This window comes from Microbispora sp. CSR-4 (assembly GCF_008033685.1).
GTDB lineage: Bacteria > Actinomycetota > Actinomycetes > Streptosporangiales > Streptosporangiaceae > Microbispora.
In genome coordinates this window covers 97,400-113,205 of sequence record NZ_VJVX01000025.1, presented here as the reverse complement: position 1 = coordinate 113,205, position 15,806 = coordinate 97,400, and the positions used below count along the sequence as shown (strand labels likewise).

The window sequence follows — 15,806 nt, the reverse complement described above, 5'->3', positions numbered from 1 at the left end:
GCACGTCGCAGCCCAGAACCCGACCTCAAACTGCTACAACGAGAACGTCGCCTGACCGCGGGACCGCCGATCAAGTTCCACGAACGTCGGGACATCCTCCCTGGTCGGGGCAGGTCCTACTAACGAATGACTAACAAACGATCAAAAGGCCAGGTCCCGAATCTTGGGAACTGGCCTCTGGGCTGGTACTTCGTGGTGGGGCTACCAGGACTTGAACCTGGGACCTCTTCCTTATCAGGGAAGCGCTCTAACCGACTGAGCTATAGCCCCGCACCGCGCAACGAAGGTTACCGCATCCCGTATCCGGTGGCGAATCCGTCGTTCCGAACGAGGAAAAGCTTACCGTGTCCGGGCCCGTGGTCGTGCCATCGAGGCGCATTCGTACGGCGGGCCGCTCGTGTGGGCGGCCTGCCGCACCGGTGGGTCACTCGGCTTCGCTGAAGGTGACTTCGACACCGCCTACGAGGTCCGCGGAGATGTTGTAGATGACGGCACCGAGGGTGGACAGCGCGGTGATGAGCACGACGTTCAGCGCGCCCAGCAGAGCCGCGTACCCGAGGATGCGGACGGGCTCGAACCAGCTCGCGATGTCGATCGTACCGGCCCCGGCGCCGCCGGCGCCGCTGGTGAGCTGGTTGACGGTGTCGGTGATCGAGGAGAAGACGCCGAGCGCCGACAGCACGCCGTACAGCACGGCGACGGCCACGAAGAGCACGACGAAGCACACCAGCGACACGACGAAGCTGAACTTCATCGCCGACCACGGCTCGATCCTGCGCAGGACCAGGTGGGCCTTGCGCGGCGGACGCACGCCGAGCTGCTTCTTGTCCTTCTTGGCGGGCTCGGGCCGGTCTCCACCGGCAGGCCCGAAGCTCAGGCCGCGTACGGAGCCGCCGTCCACGGAAGGACGAGCGTTGTCCACAGACGGACGGCCGTTGTCCACAGAGGGTGTGGACGTACCGAGGCCGGCGGGCCGGGGATACTGCGCGGTCGCCCCACCGCTGTCGCCCCTGCCGTTGTCCGCCCTGCCGCCGTCCGGTCGGCCGTTCTCGGACCGGCCGTTCTCGGACGCGCCGTCCGAGCCCGGCTGCCGCTTCCACGGCTGGTCGGCGGCCGAGGTCCGGATGCGCATGGTGTCGTCGGCCTTCGCCTTGTCGGCGGCGGTCACGTCATCTCCTTCGGAAGCCACCTTGGCGACGCTACCGCCATCGTGCGCCCGTGCGGTAACGCCGTTCGAAGACGACGTCGGGCGGGCGCCCGAAGGTCTCTTGGCGCCGGGTGTCCGCGGTCCGCCGGTGTCACTCATGCCACGCCCTCATCTGACGGCTCGGGTGCGCATCCGCGAATCGTGCTGTGCTCAGCGATTCGCCCGCTACGCTCGCTCATGCCTCGCCTCCTGCCCCGTTCTCCTCGGTCTCCAACGACTCGGCGTTGCGAGCGAGGGCCACAACGCTGTCACCCTCGGCCAGATTCATCAAGCGGACGCCCATGGTCTGGCGGCCCGACTGCTTGATCTCACCGGCGCTGGTGCGGATCACCCCGCCCGCAGAGGTGATCGCGAAGACCTCGTCCTCGGGACGCACCATGACGGCTCCGACCAGCTTGCCACGAGAACTGACGATCTTCGCCGTCAATACGCCCTTGCCGCCCCGGCCCTGCACCGGGTACTGGTCGGCGGGTGTCCGCTTCGCGTACCCGCCCTCGGTCGCGATCAACACGTCGTCGCCGTCGCTCATGACGTTCATCGCGAGCAGTTCGTCGCCGTCCACGAACCGCATGCCGATCACACCGCTGGTGGCGCGGCCCATCGGGCGCAGCGCCTCATCCGAGGCGGTGAACCTGATCGACTGCGCGTTCTTGGACACGAGCAGCAGGTCGTCACCCTCGGAGACGAGACGGGCGGCGATCACCTCGTCATCCTCGCGCAGATTGATAGCGATCAGGCCACCGGATCGCGGCGAATCGTACTCGGACAGCCGCGTCTTCTTCACCAGGCCGCTGCGGGTGGCCAGCACCAGGTAGGGCGCGACGTTGTAGTCCCGCAGGTCCAGGATCTCCATCACGTGCTCGTCGGGCTGCATGGCGAGCAGGTTGGCCAGGTGCTGGCCGCGCGCGTCCCGGCCCGAGTCGGGCAGCTCGTACGCCTTGAAGCGGTAGACCCGGCCCTTGTTGGTGAAGGCCAGCAGCCAGTGGTGCGTCGTGGTGACGAAGAAGTGCTCCACGATGTCGTCCTGGCGGAGCTGCGCGCCCCTGACCCCCTTGCCGCCGCGCCGCTGCGCCCGGTAGAGGTCGGTGCTCGTCCGCTTGGCGTAGCCACCGCGCGTGATCGTGACGACCACGTCCTCCTCGGCGATCAGGTCCTCGATGGACATGTCGCCCTCGTACGCGGTGATCTCGGTCTTGCGCTCGTCACCGTACCTGGCGACGATCTCGCCGAGCTCGTCCGACACGAGCCGGCGCTGGCGGGGCTCGGAGGCCAGGATGTCCTGGTAGTCGGCGATCTGCGCCATCAGGCCGTCGTACTCGTCCTGGATCTGCTGCCGCTCCAGCGCGGCCAGCTTGCGCAGCTGCATGTCGAGGATGGCCTGCGCCTGGACCTGGTCGATGTCCAGCAGCGTCATCAGGCCGCCCTGCGCCTCGGCCGCCGACGGCGACCGCCGGATCAGGGCGATGACGTCGTCGAGCCGGTCGAGGGCCTTGAGCAGACCACGCAGGATGTGGGCCCGCTCCTCGGCCTTGCGCAGCAGGAACCGGGTCCGCCGGACCACGACCTCGATCTGGTGCGTGATGTAGTGCCGGACGAACTGGTCGAGGCGCAGCGTCCGCGGCACGCCGTCCACCAGCGCGATCATGTTCGCGCCGAACGTGGTCTGGAGCTGGGTGTGCTTGTAGAGGTTGTTCAGCACGACCTTGGCGACCGCGTCGCGCTTGAGCACGATCACGAGTCGCTGGCCGGTGCGCGAGGACGTCTCGTCGCGGACGTCCGCGATCCCGGTGATCTTGCCGTCCCTGACCAGCTCGGCGATCGTGAGCGCGAGGTTGTCCGGGTTCACCTGGTACGGCAGGGCCGTGACGACCAGGCACTGCCGTCCCTTGGCGTCCTCTTCGACCTCGACGACGGCCCGCATGATGATCGAGCCGCGGCCGGTGCGGTAGGCGTCCTCGATGCCGCGGCGGCCGACGATCAGCGCACCGGTCGGGAAGTCGGGACCCTTGACCCGCGCGAGCAGCCCGTCGAGCAGCTCCTCGTCGGTGGCCTCGGGGTTGTCGAGCGCCCACTTGACGGCCTCGCCGACCTCACGGAGGTTGTGCGGCGGGATGTTCGTCGCCATGCCCACCGCGATGCCGGCCGACCCGTTGACCAGCAGGTTCGGGAACCGCGACGGGAGGACGACCGGCTCCTGCGACCGCCCGTCGTAGTTGGGCTGGAAGTCGACGGTCTCCTTGTCGATGTCGCGGAGCATCTCCATGGCGATCGGCGCGAGACGGCACTCGGTGTACCGCATCGCGGCGGCCGGGTCGTTGCCCGGCGAGCCGAAGTTGCCCTGCCCGTCGACGAGCGGGTAGCGCAGCGACCACGGCTGCGCAAGCCGTACGACGGTGTCGTAGATCGACGTGTCGCCGTGGGGGTGATAGGAGCCCATGACGTCGCCGACGACGCGGGAGCACTTGAAGTAGCCGCGGTCGGGCCGGTAGCCGCCGTCGAACATCGCGTACAGCACACGGCGGTGCACGGGCTTGAGGCCGTCGCGGACGTCGGGCAGCGCGCGGGACACGATGACGGACATCGCGTAGTCCATGTAGCTGCGCTGCATCTCGGCCTGGATGTCGACCGGCTCGATGCGATCGGCGGGAGGCCCAGGCGGCGTGTTCACTTCCGTCACGAAAAGTCCTTCTGGTCGGCCACGCTTGCTCAGACGTCGAGGAAGCGGACGTCGCGTGCGTTGGTGATGATGAAGTTCCTGCGGGCCTCGACGTCCTCACCCATCAGCACGCTGAACAGGTCGTCGGCCTGCGCGGCGTCGTCGAGGGTGACCTGGCGCAGCACCCGGGTGTCGGGGTTCATCGTGGTGTCCCAGAGCTGGGAGGCGTTCATCTCGCCCAGACCCTTGAACCGCTGCACACCGTCGTGGAGCCGGGGGTCGCGCCGGCCGCGGGCGACGCCGTCCTCGATGATCGCGTCCCGCTCCCGGTCGGAGTACGCGTACGACGCGTCCTCGCCCTTGCGGTCCCACTTGATCTTGTAGAGCGGCGGCTGGGACAGGTAGACGTGCCCGGCCTCGATCAGCGGGCGCATGAAACGGAACAGCAGCGTCAGCAGCAGGGTCGTGATGTGCTGGCCGTCCACGTCGGCGTCCGCCATGAGGATCAGCTTGTGGTAACGCAGCTTCGAGATGTCGAACTCGTCGTGCACGCCGGTGCCGAGGGCCGTGATGAGCGCCTGGACCTCGTTGTTCTTGAGGACCTTGTCGATCCGGGCCTTCTCGACGTTCAGGATCTTGCCGCGGAGCGGGAGGATCGCCTGGAACTTGGGGTCGCGCCCGCCCTTGGCCGAGCCGCCGGCCGAGTCGCCCTCGACGATGAACAGCTCGCACTTCTCCGGCTCCGACCACTGGCAGTCGGCCAGCTTGCCGGGCAGGCCGCTGCCGCTCTCCAGCAGCGACTTGCGCCGGGTGAGGTCGCGGGCCTGCCGCGCCGCGATGCGGGCGCGGGCCGCCTGGAGCGACTTGTTGATGATCTCCTTGGCCTCGCCCGGGTTGCGCTCGAACCAGTCGCGCAGGTGGTCGTTGCAGGCCTTCTGGACGAACGACTTCGCCTCGGTGTTGCCCAGCTTCGTCTTGGTCTGGCCCTCGAACTGGGGGTCGGCCAGCTTCACCGAGATGATCGCGGCCAGGCCCTCACGGACGTCGTCACCGCTGAGGTTGTCGTCCTTGCCCTCCTTGAGGAACTTCTGCTCGCGCGCGTACCGGTTGACGATCGTGGTCAGCGCCGCGCGGAAGCCCTCCTCGTGGGTGCCGCCCTCGGCCGTGTTGATCGTGTTGGCGAACGTGTAGACCGACTCGGAGTAGGAGGCGTTCCACTGCATGGCGATCTCGACCGAGATGCCGTCGCCGTGCTCCTCGAAGTCGATCACCGAGTTGTGGATCGGCTCCTTCTTCGAGTTCAGGTGCTTGACGAAGTCGGACAGACCGCCCTCGTAGTGGTAGGTGACCACCTTGGGCGCGCCGTCGATGATGTGGTCGGGCCGCTCGTCGATCAGCGTGATCTTCAGGCCCTTGTTGAGGAAGGCCATCTCCTGGAACCGGCGCGCCAGCGTCTCGAAGTTCCACGTGGTCGTCTCGAAGATCGCCGGGTCGGGCCAGAAGCTGATCGTGGAGCCGTGCTCGTCGGTCGGCTCGCCCTTCTCCAGCGGGGCCGTCGGCTTGGCCATCACGTACTTCTGCCGCCACACGTGGCCGTCTGTGCGGACCTCGACCTCAAGTCGCGTCGACAGGGCGTTGACTACCGAGGCGCCCACGCCGTGGAGGCCGCCGGAGACGGCGTACGACTTGCTGTCGAACTTGCCACCGGCGTGCAGCACGGTGAAGACGACCTCGACGGCCGGCCTGCCCTCGGCGGCGACGATGCCCACGGGAATGCCGCGTCCGTGGTCCATCACGCGCACGCCGCCGTCGGCGAGCAGGGTGACCTCGATCAGGTCGTTGTAACCGGCCAGCGCCTCGTCGACGGCGTTGTCGACGATCTCGTAGACGAGGTGGTGCAGCCCGCGCTCACCGGTGGAACCGATGTACATGCCGGGGCGCTTGCGGACCGCTTCCAGCCCTTCGAGAACGGTGATAGAGCTAGCGTCGTAGGACAAGTGCGAAATCCTCCTGCCGCGGACACGCGGCGGGCGACACCGTGGAATGGCTGCCCCTGCCGTGCCCGTCACCGTCGTGAGTGCCCCGATGCGCACACCCAGGGGATGTCGGCCCGTGGGACCGGGGTGACGCAAACCGGACGTGTCCTTGAGTCCATCTGCATTCTACCGGTCCGAGAGACAACAGGTGGCATTCACGGGGGCTGTGATGCCCTGTCGCTTGACGATCATGTTTCTGAGCACCCCCCACACGGAACGGGGGTCGAAGCCTCAGACGCGATTTTGGGCCGGTTCGGGGTCTCCGCGGGTCGGTTCGCGGCTCCCCGTGGGCCGATCCGGCGGGCCGTCGCGCGGCCGGTCCCGGGGTTCGTCACGGACCGACGCGGCGTTTCACCACGGTCGGTTCGAGGTTGGTCGCCGACCGGGCTTGCCTTTCGCCACGGCCGCTCCGGCTTACGTCCGGCGGGTGTCGCCTAACGGGTCCGAGGTTCGGTCGCCCCCGTCAGCCGTACGTGTCGCCCGGCCCACGACTCCCGCGTACGCGCAGGCCGCCCTCCGGGCGGGGGCCCGCGCCGGGGCCGTGCACCTTGACCCGGGTCACGGTGCCGTCGCCGAGCTCCTCGTTCAGCCGCCTGACCAGCGTGGACGCGAGGAGCCTGACCTGGGTCGCCCAGGCGGTCGAGTCGGCGGCGACCACCACCTCGCCGTCCTCGAAGCTCTCCGGCCTGGTGTGGGCGGCCAGGTCGGGGCCGACGATCTCCGCCCAGCGGCCGAACACCCCGCCCACCGCGACCGGCTGTTCCCATCCCCGGGCGGCGAGCAGGTCGCGGATCGCCCGGCCGAACGGCAGCGGATCGCCGGAGTCACGCCGCGCGCCGCCCGGCCCGGAACGGCGACGGGGCTCGCTGCGGGGGAGCTGCCCCCGCTTCAGCGCGTCGGCCTTCGCCTGGGCCAGCTTCTCCCGCGCCAGCGCGGCGCCTCGCGCGGCCGAGCCCTGCGGGGATTGTCCACCGCCTGTGGATATCTCATCGGACACGGGTCACGCTCCCTTCCATCACGTCGAACCGGGCACCGGCCAGCTCGGGCGGCACGTCGTCCGGCACCGCCGCCGTGATGAGCACCTGCTCGGCCGGGGCGACGATCTCGGTGAGCCGCCTGCGCCGCTGACCGTCCAGCTCGGCGAAGACGTCGTCCAGGATCAGCACGGGGTCGCCGCCGTCGGCCCGCAGCAGGTCGTAGGCGGCGAGCCGCAACGCGAGGGCGAACGACCACGACTCGCCGTGGCTCGCGTAGCCCCGGGCCGGCAGCTCGCCCAGCCGCAGCAGCAGGTCGTCGCGGTGGGGGCCGACGAGGGTCACGCCGCGTTCGAGCTCCGCCTGACGCGCCTCCGCGAGGCCCCCCCGCAGGTGCTCGGCCAGTAGTTCCCGGTTTGTCCCCAGGGTGGGGATATCTGTGGATAACCCCGACGGCCGGTATTCGAGATCGGCGAGTCCGGACGACGGGGCGAGAGTGGCGTACGCCTTCGCCGCGAGCGGACGCAGCGCGTCCACCAGGTGCAGCCGCGCCGCCAGCAGCTCCGCGCCATGGCGCACCAAGTGGGAATCCCAGACTTCGAGCGTGCTCAGGACGTCTCCCGCGCCGGCGGCGGCGAAGGCCGCGTCGTCCTCCTGCCTGCGGCCGCCGCGCCGCCGTCCCGCCCGCGTCGCCGCGGCCGTACGCAGGAGCGCGTTGCGCTGCTTGAGCACCCGCTCGTAGTCGGCGCGCACACCCGCGAACCTGGGGACGCGGGCGACGAGCAGGTCGTCCATGAACCGGCGGCGCTCGGACGGGTCGCCCTTGACCAGCGCGAGGTCCTCCGGGGCGAACAGCACGGTCCGCAACAGGCCGAGGGCGTCGCGCGGCCGGGGGACGGGGGAGCGGTTCACCCTGGCGCGGTTGGCCCGGCCCGGGTTGATCTCGATCTCGACCAGCGCCCGGCGGTCGTCCCTGACCACCGCCGCGCGCACGATCGCCCGCTGCGCGCCGTGCCGTACGAGCGGCGCGTCGGTGGCCACGCGGTGGCTCGAATGGGTCGCGACGTAGCCGAGCGCCTCGACCAGGTTGGTCTTGCCCTGCCCGTTCGGCCCGACGAACGCCGTCGCCCCCGGTTCCAGCACGAGTTCGACCTCCGGGTATGACCGGAAGTCGGTGAGGGACAGGCTCGCCACGTGCACCCCGCCAGGCTAGTGCCGGTGCCCGGCCTTCGTGTCCCGGCCGCGACGTCCTGTGGAGAAACGGCTCGCTGTGGAGAAACGGGCCGGTGCGGGGTGGTTCGTCCACAGCCTGTGGAAGATCAACGCCTGAAGAGCCGTCGACCGGCGACCAGACTCGGCAGAAGGCCCGGATCGCCCTGTGTACGGACGAGTCCGGCGGGCGAGCGATCAGGCCCAGACGTCCGACGAGCTGTCCGGCTCGGTCCGCCGGGCCGCGCTCGCGCGGGACCGCCTCGCCGACGAGGACAGGTCATCCGGGCGAGCCCCCCGGCGTCCACAGGGTGTGGACGCCGCCCGTGAACGCCGCCCGTGAACGTCGGCCGGCAAACGTGGGCCGGGAACGTCGAGGCGCGTCAGCCCTCGACCTCGACCGGCGGGGTGACGTCGGCGCCGGGGGCGTCGGCGCCCTTGCCGGTCTGGCCCTCGGCGGAGGCGACCGCGTGCCCGCCGAACTGGTTGCGCAGCGCCGCGACCATCTTCATCGCCGGGGAGTCGGCCTGGCGCGAGGCGAAACGCGCGTACAACGCGGCCGTGATGGCCGGCAGGGGCACCGCGTGGTCCACGGCCGCCTGGACCGTCCACCGGCCCTCGCCGGAGTCCTCCGCGTAGCCCTTCAGCTCGGAGAGGTCGGGGTCCTCCTCCAGCGCCCGCACCAGCAGGTCGAGCAGCCAGGACCGGATCACCGTGCCGTGCCGCCAGCTCTTGAACGTCTCGGGGACGTTGGTGACGGCGTCGCTGGCCTCCAGCAGCTCCCAGCCCTCGGCGAAGGCCTGCATCATGCCGTACTCGATGCCGTTGTGGACCATCTTCGCGAAGTGGCCCGCGCCCACGCCGCCCGCGTGGACGAAGCCGTCCTCGCCCTCCGGCTTGAGCGTCTCGAAGATCGGCATGAGCCGGCGGACGTGCTCCTCCTCGCCACCGGTCATCAGGGCGTAGCCGTACTCCAGGCCCCAGACGCCGCCGCTGACGCCCACGTCGACGAAGCCGATGCCGTGGGTGCCGAGGTCGGCCGCGTGCCGCTGGTCGTCCAGGTAGTGCGAGTTGCCGCCGTCGATGACGATGTCACCCTCCGACAGCAGCTCGCGCAGCTGCTCGACCGTGCTGCGTGTGGGCTTCCCCGCGGGGACCATGACCCAGACCGCGCGCGGCGCCTGAAGCCTCTCGACGAGCTCCTTCAGGCTGCTCACGTCGCTGATGGAGGGATCACGGTCGTAGCCGACGACGTCGTGCCCGCCGCGCCGCAGTCGCTCGGCCATGTTCCCGCCCATCTTGCCGAGCCCGATCATGCCGATCTGCATCTGAGCCACCCCTCAAACGTCTGCGTCGTCCACGGAGGCACGCGTACCCATGCACAAGGGGTCCATGCCCGCAGGAGATCGTACGCCCGGGGTGTTCGGGCCGTGTCAGCTGGACAGGCGGATGGGCATGATGAGGTAGCGGTAGTCCTCGCTGCCCCCGTCGTCCACAGGCTTGCCCCCGGTGAGGATGGCGGGCTTGGTCGGCGTGGTGAACTGCAGCCGCGCGACGTCGGAGTCGATCGCCCCCAGGCCCTCCAGCAGGAACTGGTGGTTGAAGGCGATGTTGATCTCGTCGCCGTCGAAATCGACCGGCAGCGCCTCCACAGCCTGTGCCTCGTCGCCGCTGCCGGCCTCCAGGACGACCTCTCCGCCGCGGAAGGCCAGCCGTACGGGGGTGTTGCGCTCGGCGACCAGCGCGACGCGCTTGACGGCCTCGACGAACGAGGCTGTGGACAGGTCCGCGCGGGCGGAGAACTCGGTGGGCAGCAGCGAGCGATATTTGGGGAACTCGGGGTCGAGCAGCCGGGTCGTCGTCCGCCGTCCGGAGCTGGAGAACCCGATCATGCCCTCGCCGGTGCCGCCGGCAGAGCTCAGCGCGATCTCGACCTCCGCGCCCGTGCCGCCCAGCGCCTTCGCCGTGTCCGCCAGCGTACGGCCCGGGATCATCGCGATGGCCTGGAAGTCCGGCTGCTCGGGCTGCCACTTCAGCTCGCGTACGGCGAGGCGGTAGCGGTCGGTGGCGGCGAGGGTCACCGTGTCGCCCTCGATCTCCATGCGTACGCCGGTGAGCATCGGGAGGGTGTCGTCCTTGCCCGCGGCGACGGCCACCTGGCCGACGGCGGAGGCGAACACGTCGCTGCCGACCCGTCCGGCGGCGGGCGGCATGGCCGGCAGGGACGGGTAGTCCTCCACAGGCATGGTGAGAAGTGTGAACCGGGCGCTGCCACAGGTGACGACGGCCTTGGCGCCGTCCACGACCAGCTCGACCGGCTGTGCGGGGAGCGCGCGGGTGATCTCGGCGAGGAGCTTGCCGGAGACCAGCACCACTCCCGGCTCTCCGGTCTGCACTTCGAGGGTCACCTCCGCGGAGACCTCGTAGTCGAAGCCGGAGAGCTTCAGCCGCTGGTCGTCGGTCACCTCCAGCCGCATGCCGGCGAGCACCGGCACCGAGGGACGGGCCGGAAGGCTCCGTGCCGTCCACGCCACGGCCTCGGCGAGCACGTCGCGATCGATCCGGAACATCACGTGGATCAGCCTCCTGGGTGTCGCTGCTTCGTCAAGTCTTCACTCTCCCGCACCTGTGCGCCTCCAGAACCCCTTCTATGGTTCTTGAGTTCTTAGGGAGAGAGATACAAGTCGTCTCATTAGGCAGTGTGGATATGTGGATGTCGAGCATTTTCGCAGCTCAGCGGAGCTGATTCATCCACTGCCGGTGTGGGGGAAACGTGGACGGACCCCCTGTGGACTGTGGGCGGCCGCGCTGTGCCCACACCCGTTCCCCAGGCGGAGTGCCCTCTGTCCACGAGTAATCCACGAGGTTTCCACCGGTTGTCCACGGGGTAAAAGGGACACCTGAGTTGTGTGTGACGTGTACGCACAGGGCGTCCCCAGGTCGTCCACGGGTATTCCCCAAACGATCCCCAGGTTCTCCCCAAAGTTGTCCCCAAGTGGGGACGGCGTGTTGGAGGGCCGGAGAGGGTGGGGGTATCGCGACGGAGCCGCCGCCGAGGGCGGCGTTTTTGATCCACAGAGTTATCCACAGCTGTGTACTAAGCGTTGCGTGCCCGCTGCTTGATCCGTGTCGTCAGCTCGTTGACCTGGTTGTACATCGAGCGCCGCTCCGCCATGAGCGACCGGATCTTACGCTCCGCGTGCATCACGGTGGTGTGGTCGCGTCCCCCGAACTGCTGGCCGATCTTCGGCAGCGACAGGTCGGTCAGCTCGCGGGCCAGATACATGGCGATCTGGCGGGCGGTGACCAGGGCGCGCGAGCGTGAGCTTCCACACAGGTCGTCGAGCGACACACCGAAGTATTCGGCGGTTGTGGACATGATGAGGGAGATGGTGATCTCCGGGCTCGCGTCCTCGCTGATGAGGTCCTTGAGGACGATCTCGGCGAGCTGGATGTCCACGGACTGCCGGTTGAGGCTGGCGAACGCGGTGACCCGGATGAGCGCGCCCTCGAGCTCGCGGATGTTGGTCGCGATGCGGCTGGCGATGTACTCCAGCACGTCGGGCGGCGCGGCCAGGCCCTCCTGGATCGCCTTCTTGCGCAGGATCGCGATGCGGGTCTCCAGCTCGGGCGGCTGGACGTCGGTGATCAGCCCCCACTCGAACCGGTTGCGCAGCCGGTCTTCCAGCGTCACGAGCTGCTTGGGCGCCCGGTCGCTGGAGATGACGATCTGCTTGCTGGCGTTGTGGAGGGTGTTGAAGGTGTGGAAGAACTCCTCCTGCGTCTGCTCCTTGCCCTCCAGGAACTGGATGTCGTCGACAAGGAGGATGTCCACAGCCCGGAAGCGGGAGCGGAACCCGTCGGCCTTGTGGTCGCGGATGGAGTTGATGAAGTCGTTGGTGAACTCCTCGGAGCTCACGTACCGCACCCGGGCGCCGTCGTACAGGCTCTGCGCGTAGTGGCCGATCGCGTGCAGCAGGTGGGTCTTCCCCAGCCCTGAGTCGCCGTAGATGAACAGCGGGTTGTACGCCTTGGCGGGGGCCTCGGCGACCGCGACGGCGGCGGCGTGCGCGAAGCGGTTGCTGGCGCCGATGACGAACGTCTCGAAGGTGTACTTGGCGTTCAGCCGGGCCGGCTCGCCGGAGGTGCGGCCACTGCGGGCGTCCCAGCGGTTCTGCCCGGGGCCGCCCGGCACAGAACCGGGTACGGCGCCTGGCACCGGGCCCGGCACGGGACCGGAGGACACGGGGCCGGATGCGGGACCGGCCACTGGGCCCGGCACCGGCTCGGGCTTGGGCGCGGCGGGCGGCTCGGGGGAGTAGCCGCCGGGCCGCTGCGCGTGGTCCGGCGGGGACATGTGCTGCGGAGGCTGTGGATACTGCTGGCCCTGTGGATAATGCGGCTCGGCGTCGCGGCGGATCGGGCCGTCCTCAGCTAAGGGAAAGCGCGGAGCCTGCGGACGGGGCTGTGGATAATCTGTGGACGGCGCCTGTGGACGATGATCGGCCGGCGACGCCGCGGCGGGGTCCGAGGCGGCGGGCAGACCGGCGCCGGGATCCACCATCACGGCGATCCGCACGGGCCGGCCGAGCTCCTGCGACAACGCGTGCACGATCAGCGGGCGCAGCCGTACCTCGATGACCTCCTTGGCGAAGTCGTTGGGGGCCGCCAGGAGAATCGTGTCGTTGATGAGGCCGGAGGGCTGCGTCATCTGGAGGAACGCGCGCTGCTGCCCCGAGACGCCCTCGTCGAGCAGGGTCCTGAGCGCCCGAGCCCATACAGCGTTGAGATCGACGCCTTCCATGGCTCGGCCCCTCCTCTCGTTACGCGGCCCCGCTCGCCCGCCGCGATCCGTGTCGTTTCTCAGTCCTGTGCGCCTCGCCGCACCGGTCCTCGTCCGGCTGCCATCCACATATGATCCACACGATGTGCACAGCCCGTGCATTCTCCCCGGGCACATTCACGCTGATGGGGGGAAGGGCCGGACGGCCGACGGTAGCGGTGTGCGCAACCTGCGTTCAAGGCGTTGTCCACAGCCTAACGGCCCATGGTCGCTCGCCGTACTCGCTTGCCGTCACGTGTGCCGGTTTGACCTGACGTACGGTGGGCCCGTAACGTATCCCGGTCGGCTAATCACGCGACGGCTTTTTCGCATGCCCGCGCATCTGACGAGCCGTGACCTTGGAATGTACCGCGCCCGCGGAACGCCGCGGACGTACCCGAAGCATGGAGCCCACCCGTGAGCAAGCGTACTTACCAGCCGAACAACCGTCGCCGCGCGAAGACCCACGGCTTCCGGCTGCGCATGCGCACCCGGGCCGGCCGCGCCATCCTGGCCGCGCGCCGCCGCAAGGGCCGCGCCGAGCTGACGGTCTGACGACCAGACGCCGCCCGCCCGTGCCGAGCGGAGCGGGCGGCCATACGTCGAGGAAGGCCCGGTGCTGCCGTCCGCGTCCCGCATGCGGCGGGGTGACGAGTTCGCCGACGCGATTCGCCGTGGGCGTCGCGCCGGGCGTCCGACCCTGGTCGCACACCTGAACCTGCGTGACGCCGACGAGCCACCGCTGGTCGGCTTCGTCGTGAGCAAGGCAGTCGGTGGCGCCGTGGTGCGGAACCAGGTCAGGCGCAGGTTGAGACACCTTGTGCGGAGCCGTCTGCCACTGCTGCCGAGAGGTAGCCTTCTGGTGGTACGCGCCAATCCACCGGCCGCGTCCGCGCGCAGCGAGCACCTGGCCGCCGAACTCGACGTCGCGCTGAGTCGTTTACTCCGGCGGCGTGGGTCCGATTCCCGGACCCCGACGGATGGACGGTCATGACAGCGCAGCAACCGACTCCGGCCGCGACGGCCGGGGAGGCCGATCGGCCCGCGACCGGGCCGGTCGCTCGCGTGCTGCTCGCGATCATCCGGTTCTACCGTGCCTTCATCAGCCCGATGCTGGGGCCGAGGTGCCGGTTCGAGCCGTCCTGCAGCGCCTATGGTCTGGAAGCCGTCGCCGTTCATGGAGCGGCGCGCGGGGCATGGCTGACCGTCAGGCGTATCGGACGGTGTCACCCGTTCCATCCTGGAGGTTTCGACCCGGTGCCCCCACGCCGAGTCCGGTCTCACGACGAAACGCAAGGGAGCTAGCTCGGTGGAGCTGCCATTCCTGAATTGGCTGTATACGGCGGTGGCCTGGGTGATCACCCAGATCCACGCCGGCTACAGCACTTTCATCCCCTCCAGCAGCGGTCTCAACTGGGCGCTGACCATCATCACGCTGACCGTGCTGATGCGTCTGCTGATCTTCCCGCTCTTCATGAAGCAGATGCGCTCGTCGCGCAAGATGCAGGAGCTGGCGCCCAAGGTCCAGGAGCTGCGCAAGAAGTACAAGAACGACAAGCAGCGCATGAACCAGGAGGTCATGCGGCTGTACCAGGAGGCCGGGGCCAACCCGCTCGGTGGCTGCCTCCCGATCGTCGCGCAGTTCCCGATCTTCATCTCGATGTTCACCGTGCTGCGGGCCATCGCCGAGGACCGGGCCGTATTCGGCATGACCAAGGAGCTGGTGAACAGCGCGCGTGCCGCGCATGTCCTCGGCGCGCCGCTGGCCGCGAAGTTCTTCGACAGCGCCGAGGTCATCCGGAGCCTCGGCGCCCAGCCGGTGACGACGAAGATCGTCCTCGCCTGCTTCGTGGCCATCAGCTCGTGCACCACGTTCCTCACCGTCCGGCAGAGCGTGAAGCGTTCGATGGCGCAGATGCCGGACAACCCCATGGCGCAGCAGCAGAAGATCCTGATGTACATCTCGCCGCTGTTCGCCGTCTTCAGCCTGAACTTCCAGCTCGGTCTGATCCTCTACTGGGTGACCACCAACCTGTGGACACTCGGCCAGCAGCACTGGTTCTACAGCCGTCACCCGATGCCGGTCGTGGACGAGAAGGGCAACATCACCACTCCCGAGCCGACGAACGGCATCTTCACCAAGCTGGTGGGAAAGCCCAAGGCGCCGGCGCAGCCTGAGCCGGAACCCGCCCCCAAGATCGTCCGTCAGCAGCCGACGCGCCAGCCCCGCAGCAAGCGCACCGGCAGCAAGAAGTCGTAGGAGAAGGAGAGTCCGGACGTGACCGAAGCTGAGGAGACCCTCAAGCCTGCTCCCGACATCGAAGCCCTGGAACAGGAGGGCGAGATCGCGGCGGACTACCTGGAGGGCCTGCTCGACATCGCCGACCTGGACGGCGACATCGACATGGACGTCGAGGGAGACCGTGCCGTGGTCTCGATCGTCGGCGTCAAGGGCGATGAGCTCGTGGGACCCGGCGGCGAGGTGCTGGAGGCGCTGCAGGAGCTGACGCGCCTGGCCGTGCACCGTCAGACGGGGGAGCGTTCGCGGCTCATGCTCGACGTGGGCGGCTATCGGGAGCGGCGCCGTGCCGAGCTCACCAAGGTGGGCACCGCGGCCGCCGAAGACGTCAAGCGCACCGGCGAGCCGAAGGCGCTCAAGCCGATGACGCCGTTCGAGCGCAAGATCGTTCACGACGCGGTCGCCGCGGCGGGCCTGCGCAGCGAGTCCGAGGGCGAGGAGCCCCGCCGCTTCGTGGTGGTCCTGCCCGCCTGACCGCTCTCACAGTTCCGACAGTTTCGACGCGGGGAAGCCGCCGGTCCCGACATCCGGGACCGGCGGCTTTTCCGTCCTGTACGTCCCTTCCCGCCCTCCCGCTCTGGCCGGGTCCGCACCGCAGGCCGT

General features: G+C 69.1%; 14 protein-coding genes and 1 tRNA gene. 6 read left to right on the top strand and 9 right to left on the bottom strand.

Features of this window, described 5'->3' with window-relative positions:
- Window positions 1-193: 193 nt before the first annotated feature.
- The 6 genes from FLV34_RS19860 to recF all read right to left on the bottom strand — a co-directional run bounded on the left by FLV34_RS19860 (window position 194) and on the right by recF (window position 8,073).
- Window positions 194-270: transfer RNA gene (locus tag FLV34_RS19860), tRNA-Ile, on the bottom strand.
- A 154-nt stretch (window positions 271-424) separates the two neighbouring features.
- Window positions 425-1,168, bottom strand: a complete 744-nt coding sequence (locus tag FLV34_RS42560) for a DUF3566 domain-containing protein (RefSeq protein WP_261985839.1) — start codon at window positions 1,166-1,168, stop codon at window positions 425-427.
- A 214-nt stretch (window positions 1,169-1,382) separates the two neighbouring features.
- Window positions 1,383-3,884 (bottom strand): DNA gyrase subunit A, encoded by a 2,502-nt coding sequence (gene gyrA / locus FLV34_RS19850; RefSeq protein ID WP_147943759.1) that lies wholly within the window; start codon window positions 3,882-3,884, stop codon window positions 1,383-1,385.
- A gap of 29 nt (window positions 3,885-3,913) precedes the next feature.
- Window positions 3,914-5,860, bottom strand: a complete 1,947-nt coding sequence (gene gyrB, locus FLV34_RS19845) for a DNA topoisomerase (ATP-hydrolyzing) subunit B (RefSeq protein WP_142649619.1) — start codon at window positions 5,858-5,860, stop codon at window positions 3,914-3,916.
- 502 nt (window positions 5,861-6,362) lie between these two features.
- Window positions 6,363-6,896 carry a DciA family protein gene (locus FLV34_RS19840; protein WP_312845764.1) on the bottom strand — a complete coding sequence of 178 codons (534 nt, stop codon included), beginning with the start codon at window positions 6,894-6,896 and terminating at the stop codon, window positions 6,363-6,365.
- Window positions 6,886-8,073 carry a DNA replication/repair protein RecF gene (recF, locus tag FLV34_RS19835; protein WP_142649618.1) on the bottom strand — a complete coding sequence of 396 codons (1,188 nt, stop codon included), beginning with the start codon at window positions 8,071-8,073 and terminating at the stop codon, window positions 6,886-6,888. Before recF ends, FLV34_RS19840 begins: the two co-directional genes overlap by 11 nt.
- A gap of 178 nt (window positions 8,074-8,251) precedes the next feature.
- On the opposite strand from recF, the gene FLV34_RS40580 reads away from it, so the two are divergent.
- Window positions 8,252-8,425, top strand: coding sequence for a hypothetical protein (locus FLV34_RS40580; RefSeq protein WP_187280672.1), 174 nt, complete (start codon window positions 8,252-8,254; stop codon window positions 8,423-8,425).
- A 40-nt stretch (window positions 8,426-8,465) separates the two neighbouring features.
- On the opposite strand, the gene gnd is transcribed toward FLV34_RS40580, so the two are convergent.
- The 3 genes from gnd to dnaA form a co-directional block, all read right to left on the bottom strand.
- Window positions 8,466-9,410, bottom strand: coding sequence for a phosphogluconate dehydrogenase (NAD(+)-dependent, decarboxylating) (gnd, locus tag FLV34_RS19830; RefSeq protein ID WP_147943758.1), 945 nt, complete (start codon window positions 9,408-9,410; stop codon window positions 8,466-8,468).
- A 105-nt stretch (window positions 9,411-9,515) separates the two neighbouring features.
- Window positions 9,516-10,655, bottom strand: a complete 1,140-nt coding sequence (gene dnaN, locus FLV34_RS19825; protein WP_142649616.1) for a DNA polymerase III subunit beta — start codon at window positions 10,653-10,655, stop codon at window positions 9,516-9,518.
- A 524-nt stretch (window positions 10,656-11,179) separates the two neighbouring features.
- The gene (gene dnaA, locus FLV34_RS19820; RefSeq protein WP_142649615.1) at window positions 11,180-12,886 is read right to left on the bottom strand and encodes a chromosomal replication initiator protein DnaA; all 1,707 of its coding nucleotides are present in this window, start codon (window positions 12,884-12,886) and stop codon (window positions 11,180-11,182) included.
- Between the two features lie 435 nt (window positions 12,887-13,321).
- Here dnaA and rpmH point away from each other — a divergent pair, with 435 nt between their 5' ends.
- From rpmH to FLV34_RS19795, 5 genes are all read left to right on the top strand, one after another.
- Window positions 13,322-13,459: a 50S ribosomal protein L34 gene (gene rpmH, locus FLV34_RS19815; RefSeq protein ID WP_015772801.1), complete on the top strand. Its 138-nt coding sequence runs from the start codon at window positions 13,322-13,324 to the stop codon at window positions 13,457-13,459.
- A 61-nt stretch (window positions 13,460-13,520) separates the two neighbouring features.
- Window positions 13,521-13,898, top strand: coding sequence for a ribonuclease P protein component (gene rnpA, locus FLV34_RS19810; protein ID WP_079314209.1), 378 nt, complete (start codon window positions 13,521-13,523; stop codon window positions 13,896-13,898).
- A complete protein-coding gene (gene yidD, locus FLV34_RS19805; protein WP_142649614.1) occupies window positions 13,895-14,209 on the top strand; it encodes a membrane protein insertion efficiency factor YidD in 315 nt (104 codons plus the stop codon). The genes rnpA and yidD overlap by 4 nt, the downstream gene beginning before the upstream one ends.
- Window positions 14,210-14,213: 4 nt before the next feature.
- Window positions 14,214-15,164: a membrane protein insertase YidC gene (yidC, locus tag FLV34_RS19800; RefSeq protein ID WP_142649613.1), complete on the top strand. Its 951-nt coding sequence runs from the start codon at window positions 14,214-14,216 to the stop codon at window positions 15,162-15,164.
- Window positions 15,165-15,182: 18 nt separating this feature from the next.
- Entirely contained in the window at window positions 15,183-15,677 is a 495-nt protein-coding gene (locus FLV34_RS19795; RefSeq protein WP_142649612.1) for a R3H domain-containing nucleic acid-binding protein, read from the top strand.
- Window positions 15,678-15,806: the final 129 nt, after the last annotated feature.

Bases quoted from the DNA above. Each gene is read 5' to 3' on its own strand.
- gnd (WP_147943758.1), bottom strand. From the start codon at position 9,410: ATGCAGATCGGCATGATCGGGCTCGGCAAGATGGGCGGGAACATGGCC.
- dnaA (WP_142649615.1), bottom strand. From the start codon at position 12,886: ATGGAAGGCGTCGATCTCAACGCTGTATGGGCTCGGGCGCTCAGGACC.
- yidD (WP_142649614.1), top strand. From the start codon at position 13,895: ATGACAGCGCAGCAACCGACTCCGGCCGCGACGGCCGGGGAGGCCGAT.